The sequence below is a fragment of the Streptomyces sp. NPDC059852 genome (assembly GCF_042731455.1).
Classification (GTDB): Bacteria; Actinomycetota; Actinomycetes; order Streptomycetales; family Streptomycetaceae; genus Streptomyces.
In genome coordinates this window covers 87,135-93,465 of record NZ_JBHWJK010000026.1, presented here as the reverse complement: position 1 = coordinate 93,465, position 6,331 = coordinate 87,135, and the positions used below count along the sequence as shown (strand labels likewise).

At 71.8% G+C, this 6,331-nt stretch carries 7 protein-coding genes; 3 read left to right on the top strand and 4 right to left on the bottom strand.

All coding sequences use genetic code 11. The features are described 5' to 3' along the window. Positions 1-786: maltotransferase domain-containing protein (locus tag ACFV46_RS27625; RefSeq protein ID WP_385500196.1), on the bottom strand; the 786-nt coding region annotated here is incomplete at its 3' end. A 71-nt stretch (positions 787-857) separates the two neighbouring features. Next, a complete protein-coding gene (locus ACFV46_RS27620) occupies positions 858-1,160 on the bottom strand; it encodes a DUF5133 domain-containing protein (RefSeq protein ID WP_361936483.1) in 303 nt (100 codons plus the stop codon). A gap of 310 nt (positions 1,161-1,470) precedes the next feature. Between ACFV46_RS27620 and ACFV46_RS27615 the strand changes: the two genes are divergently transcribed. After that, the gene (locus ACFV46_RS27615) at positions 1,471-1,983 is read left to right on the top strand and encodes a pep a2 (protein WP_385500195.1); all 513 of its coding nucleotides are present in this window, start codon (positions 1,471-1,473) and stop codon (positions 1,981-1,983) included. Continuing rightward, complete coding sequence (glgX, locus tag ACFV46_RS27610) at positions 1,980-4,157, top strand: glycogen debranching protein GlgX (RefSeq protein ID WP_385500194.1); 2,178 nt, start codon at positions 1,980-1,982, stop codon at positions 4,155-4,157. The genes ACFV46_RS27615 and glgX overlap by 4 nt, the downstream gene beginning before the upstream one ends. 24 nt (positions 4,158-4,181) lie before the next feature. Here the strand turns inward: glgX and ACFV46_RS27605 are convergent, their stop codons facing one another. Beyond that, the gene (locus tag ACFV46_RS27605) at positions 4,182-4,982 is read right to left on the bottom strand and encodes a VOC family protein (RefSeq protein WP_385500193.1); all 801 of its coding nucleotides are present in this window, start codon (positions 4,980-4,982) and stop codon (positions 4,182-4,184) included. A 169-nt stretch (positions 4,983-5,151) separates the two neighbouring features. On the opposite strand from ACFV46_RS27605, the gene ACFV46_RS27600 reads away from it, so the two are divergent. Next, complete coding sequence (locus ACFV46_RS27600) at positions 5,152-5,484, top strand: ANTAR domain-containing protein (RefSeq protein WP_361936489.1); 333 nt, start codon at positions 5,152-5,154, stop codon at positions 5,482-5,484. Between the two features lies 1 nt (position 5,485). Here the strand turns inward: ACFV46_RS27600 and ACFV46_RS27595 are convergent, their stop codons facing one another. Beyond that, entirely contained in the window at positions 5,486-6,295 is an 810-nt protein-coding gene (locus ACFV46_RS27595; RefSeq protein ID WP_385500192.1) for a SigB/SigF/SigG family RNA polymerase sigma factor, read from the bottom strand. Between the last annotated feature and the right edge of the window lie 36 nt (positions 6,296-6,331).

Here is a 6,331-nt window from a genome sequence, read left to right as displayed (position 1 = left end):
GCCCTTGCGGAACGTCGTGCCGATCGGGTGGATCGGCGGCAGGTACACCACGTCGAAACCCATCGCGGCGATCGCCGGCAACCGGCGCGCCGCCGTCTCGAACGTGCCGTGCGGCCGCTCCGCAGTGCCCTCCGACCGCGGGAAGAACTCGTACCACGCCCCGTACAGGGCCCGTTCACGCTCCACCAGCAACGGCAGCGGCTCCGACGCCGTCACCAGATCCCGCACCGGATACCGCCCGAGCACCGCGTCCACGTTGGCCGCGAAGGCCGCCGACAGCCGGGACACCGGAGGCAGCGAGTCGTCCCGCAGGGCCTCGGCGGCGGCGAGCAGCGCCGACCGCTCCGACGCGTCGGGCACCCCGGCGGCCGCGCGCTCGAACAGCTCGCCGCCCTCCTCCAGCACCAGCCCGACGTCGATGCCGGCCGGGACCTTGATGCGGGCGGTGTGCCGCCAGGTGGCCACCGGGTCGCTCCAGGCCTCCACGTGGAACGTCCAGGTCCCCTCCGCCGACGGGGTCACCTTGGCGCCCCAGCGGTCGCTGCCCGGCGCCAGTTCGTGCATCGGCGTCCAGGGACCCGGGCGGCCCTTCGGATCGGTCAGCACGACGTTGGCGGCCACCGCGTCGTGGCCCTCCCGGAACACGGTGGCGGTGACCTCGAAGGTCTCCCCGACGACGGCCTTCGCCGGATGCCTGCCGCGCTCCACGGCGGGCCGAACGTCCCGTACCGGGATGCGGCCCACGGCCCCGGCGCCGGCACCGGTCCTGCTCTTGGTCCTGCCCATGGTTCACCTCCACCGTGCTCGAGGCCGGGCACGTGGCCCGGCCGGGGAATCCGAACTCTGCCGGAAGGCGGCTACCTTCCCGCGTGGAAACGCCGACGCGTCGTCTGCCGGCCCTGACCGGCCGCGACGCTCGCCGTCTTCGGTCGTTCAACCTGCTCCGACCCATAGGCCGACGGGGTGGCGCGCAGATACTGCTCGGCCGCGTCAGCGGCTTCGCGAGCGCAACGCTTTCCCATCAGGACGCAGAGCGTGTAACCGGTGTCCTCGAAGGTGGCACGCACCGCACGGTCGGCCGGGGCGGCCAGCATGGCGCGCTCCCAGGCCCGGTACCGCCGCAGCAGGCGGGCGACTTCGGCTTTGGCCGGTAGCAGCATGGCCCCGCTCACCTTCCACTTCCGGGCTCGATGGCGCGTCTCCCGACCGTCGGGCGGAACCCGTGCGTGCGGGCGGCACACACGGGTTCCGTTGCGGGCATCGAGGTCTTCACACATGGTGCACGGTCGGCGACGCAGCGTCCTGTTGGATCTTCAACTAACGCCTCACCCGTTCGCTCGTGTTGCACGAATGGCGTACAGCCCGCACGCTGTAGTGACTCAGAGGCGATCAGCGCTCACGCTCCGCGATCGGGGCCCGTCCCGCGGGGACGAGGAGAGCGGGAGCTTTCGCGGTGAGGAGGTAACGACGGTGAAGACCGCAGTGCCCTGCTACTACCACCTCGATGTGGAAGTCAGCCCTGAACGGGTCGGTCAGGTCAGCCGAATTCTGGCCGCTCACCTCAGGTACTGGGACCTGGAGACGCTCGTCGAACCCGTCCGCCACGGCACCGAGATGCTGCTGCGGGCCATCGACGAGCACGCGAAGGACAAGAACACCTCGATCGAGATGTGGTGGAACGGGCAGCACCTCATCACCGCCATCGGTGACAACGACCGGGCCCTGCGCCCGGACCACGAACTGCGCGCCTGCCTCCGCCACCTCGCCGCGATGAGCGACGGCTGGGGCTGCTGCGCCACCGAGACCGGCAGCAAGGTCATCTGGTTCTCCCAGCGGGCCCGCGCCGGCGAACGCTCCCCCCTCGTGCCGACCGCACCCGCGCCCAGCCTGCGCGAGGCGCTGCGCGTCCCCCGGGCGACGCCCGTCACGGCCCTGGCCGATGCCGCGGGGGTCCGGGACGGCGTCCTGGAGGAGGCCCGGTGACGGCACGCAAGCGCCGCAAGGACCTGAGCACTGGGGTGTCCGCCTGGAGCGGGCACCCCTACCCGCTGGGTGCCTCCCACGACGGACAGGGCACCAACTTCGCCCTGTTCAGCGAGGTCGCCGAACGTGTCGAGCTGGTCCTCGTCGACGACCAGGACCGGCACACCGTCGTCCCGCTGACCGAGGTCGACGGGTTCGTCTGGCACGGCTACGTGCCCGGCGTCGGCCCCGGGCAGCGCTACGGCTACCGGGTGCACGGCCCCTGGGATCCCGGCCTCGGCCACCGCTGCAACGCGTCGAAGCTGCTGCTCGACCCGTACAGCCGGGCCGTCGACGGACAGGTCGACAACCACGCCTCCCTCTTCGAACGCACCGCGGGCGGCCCCTCCCCGTCGGACAGCGCCGGGCACACCATGCTCGGCGTGGTGACCGACCCGCACTTCGACTGGGGGGAGGACCGGCCCCCCCGACGGCCGTACGCGGACACCGTGATCTACGAGGCGCACGTCCGCGGACTCACCCGCACCCACCCCGACGTGCCGCCCGAACTGCGCGGCACCTACGCCGGACTCGCGCACCCCGCGGTCGTCGAGCACCTGACGTCGCTCGGGGTCACCGCCGTCGAGCTGATGCCGGTCCACCAGTACGTCCAGGACGGCGTGCTCCTCGACCGCGGCCTGTCCAACTACTGGGGCTACAACACCATCGGCTTCTTCGCCCCGCACAACGCCTACGCCGCCCGCGGCACGCGCGGCGAACAGGTCACCGAGTTCAAGGCGATGGTGAAGGCGCTGCACGAGGCCGGTCTCGAGGTCATCCTCGACGTGGTCTACAACCACACCGCCGAGGGCAACGAGCGCGGCCCCACGCTGTCGTTCCGCGGCATCGACAACGCCTCGTACTACCGCCTGGTCGACGGCGACTGGGCGCACTACTACGACACCACCGGCACCGGCAACAGCCTGCTGATGCGCCACCCGTACGTCCTGCAGCTCATCATGGACTCGCTGCGCTACTGGGTGACCGAGATGCACGTCGACGGCTTCCGCTTCGACCTCGCGGCCACCCTGGCCCGGCAGTTCCACGAGGTGGACCGCCTCTCGGCGTTCTTCGACCTGATCCAGCAGGACCCCGTGATCAGCAGGGTCAAGCTCATCGCCGAGCCGTGGGACGTGGGCGAGGGCGGCTACCAGGTCGGCAACTTCCCGCCGCTGTGGTCCGAGTGGAACGGCAAGTACCGGGACGCCGTACGGGACTTCTGGCGCGGTGAGCCCGGTACGCTCGGCGAGTTCGCCTCCCGGCTGACCGGCAGCTCCGACCTGTACGCGCACAGCCGGCGCCGTCCGCGCGCCAGCGTCAACTTCGTGACCGCGCACGACGGGTTCACCCTGCGCGACCTCGTCTCCTACAACGACAAGCACAACGAGGCCAACGGCGAGGACAACGGGGACGGCGAGAGCCACAACCGGTCCTGGAACTGCGGTGCCGAGGGCGACACCGACGACCCGGCCGTGCTCCGGCTGCGGGCCCGCCAGCAGCGCAACTTCCTCGCCACACTGCTGCTGTCCCAGGGCATCCCCATGCTCTGCCACGGAGACGAACTCGGCCGCACCCAGCGGGGCAACAACAACGCCTACTGCCAGGACAACGAGATCTCCTGGATCGACTGGCGTCTCACAGACGAGCAGCGCGCGCTCGCCGACTTCACCCGATACGTCATCGGGCTGCGCGCTGCTCACCCCGTCCTGCGCCGGCGCCGCTTCTTCAAGGGGGAGACGGCCACCCGTCCCGACCAGCCGCTGCCCGACCTGGTGTGGTTCTCACCGGACGGCCGCGAGATGGACGACGACGACTGGCAGAGCCCCGACGCCCGCGCCGTGGCGGCCTTCCTCAACGGTGACGCGATCGCCGAACCCGACTGGTGCGGCCGGCCCGTCGTCGACGACTCGTTCCTCCTGCTGCTCAACAGCTACTGGGAACCGGTCGAGTTCCAGCTGCCGTCCGCCGGCTACGGCGAACGCTGGACGACACTGATCGACACGGCCGAGCCCCAGGGCCCGCCGGACGAGACCGAGCACAAGGCCGGCACGGCCCTCCTGGTCGAGCGCCGCAGCCTGGTGCTCCTCTCCCGCCCGTCACGCACCCCGGCCCCGGCCCCGGCCGAAGACCGGTGACAGCGCCTCGCGCCGCGGCCGGACCTATCGGCCGCGGCGCGAGGTCACGGTGAACTGGGCGCCGTCGGGATCGCGCAGCACCGCCTCCTCCGGGCCCAGCGACAGCACACTGCCGCCGTTCGTCTCGGCGGCCCGCGCGCAGCGCGCGGCGTCGGACACCGCGAAGTGCACCTGCCAGTGCGGCCGGATCGTCGGGTCGGGCGCGGCCTCCAGGGCCCCCGACTCGATCCGGGCGACCACGTCACCGCCGCTGCGCAGCACGACCTCGCCGCCCTCGTAGTGGACCTCGCAGCAGCCCGGCCGCTGACTCGCCCAGTCGAGCACCTCGCCGTAGAACATGGCGGCGTCGAAGGCGTCCCGGGTGTGCAGCCGGATGAAGGTCGGCGCCGCGCGCCGCCACGTCTCCCAGTTGGAGATCAGCTCGCCCTCCCACACACCGAAGGTCGCGCCGTCGCGGTCGGCGAGCAGGGCGGCGCGCCCCGGAGGCAGGGAGAGCGGCCCGACCGCCGCCGTGCCGCCGCGCTCGGCCACCCGTGCCACGGCCTCGTCCGCGCTGCGGACCGCGAAGTACGGCGTCCAGGCGACGGCCATCTGCCACATCGAGGCGACCGCGGCGATGCCCGCCACCGGCACGTCGTCGGCCAGCGCCACCCGGAAGCGGTCCCCGAGGGTGGCCGGCCGCCAGCGCCATCCGAGCACCGCCGAGTAGAAGTCCTGCGCTGCCTCCAGGCCACGACTGGTCAGGCTCACCCAGCAGGGTGCCCCGAACACGGAGTGTGTGGACACGACCTCGGCCGTGCTCCTGGGGGTTCTCGCTTCGTTCATGTGTCGCGTCCTGGATCTCGCTCGGCCGACGGCAACCGGTCCTCGTCACAGTGTCCAACCCGAACCGCTCCGCAGCCTGTCGAGTACCCCCGGCGTGGCGCCGAAACGAGTGCCGGGAAGCCGCCGTGAACACTGGCGCGGGCGCGGCGGGACGGGAGAGGATGGAGCCGTGAAGCCCCACCCGAACGAGTCCCCCGACGACAGCGCCCGGATCGCCGAGCTGGAGGAGGAGGTCGATCAGCTCCGGCACGCCGTGGGCGCGCACGCCGTCGTCGACCAGGCGATCGGCATGGTCGTCGCGCTCGGCCGGGTGGCCCCCGCCCAGGGGTGGGCGGTGCTGAAGGACGTCTCCCAGCACACCAACATCAAGCTGCGCGAGGTCGCGGAGCTGATCATCGTGTGGGGCAGGGAGGGCGAGATGCCCGCCGAGATCCGCGTCGAGCTGCAGGAGGCCCTGGAGCGGCACGGCCCGACGCAGATCCCGGAGTCCGGTCAGGACTGAGCTACGACGCGTCCGCGGACGTCCGCGCCTCGGTCAGCAGCTCCTCACGCAGCTGCGCGAAGCAGCCGCTGAGCAGCCGCGACACGTGCATCTGCGAGATGCCCAGCTGCTGCGCTATCCGGCTCTGGGTCATGCCGCCGAAGAAGCGCAGATACAGGATGGTCCGCTCGCGCTCGGGCAGCCGCCGCAGACACGGCTCGACGGACACGCGGTCCACTACCACCTCGTAGCCCGGGTCGGGGCCGCCGATGGCGTCCCCCAGCGCGTACCCGTCCGTGCCGGGCATCTCCGCCTCCAGTGACAGCGCGGAGAAGCAGTCCAGGGCCTCCATCCCGGTGCGCACCTCCTCCTGGGTGAGGTGGGCGTGGGCGGCGACCTCGGCGAGCGTGGGCTCACGGCCCGGCGTGGTCTGCGCGAGTTCCTTGGTGGCGTTGCGGACCCGGTTGCGCAGGTCCTGGACCCGGCGGGGCACGTGCAGGGTCCACATGTGGTCGCGGAAGTGCCGCTTGATCTCACCGGTGATGGTGGGCACGGCGTACGCCTCGAAGGCGTGCCCGCGGGCGGGGTCGTAGTGCTCGACGGCCTTGACCAGGCCCAGGGCGGCCACCTGGTACAGGTCCTCGAGCGACTCCCCACGGCCCTTGAACCGGACCGCAATCCGCTCGGCCATGGGCAGCCACGACCGGATCAGCTCGTCCTTGAGGGCCTTGCGCTCCGGCCCGTCGGACAGCGTCGCCAGGCGCTCGAAGGCGCGGGCGGTGTCCGGGGCGTCGTCATGGGGATGCTGCTTCGTTCTGGTGGGGGCACTCATCCGAGCGCACCTCCTCAGCGGGTGCTGACGAGACAG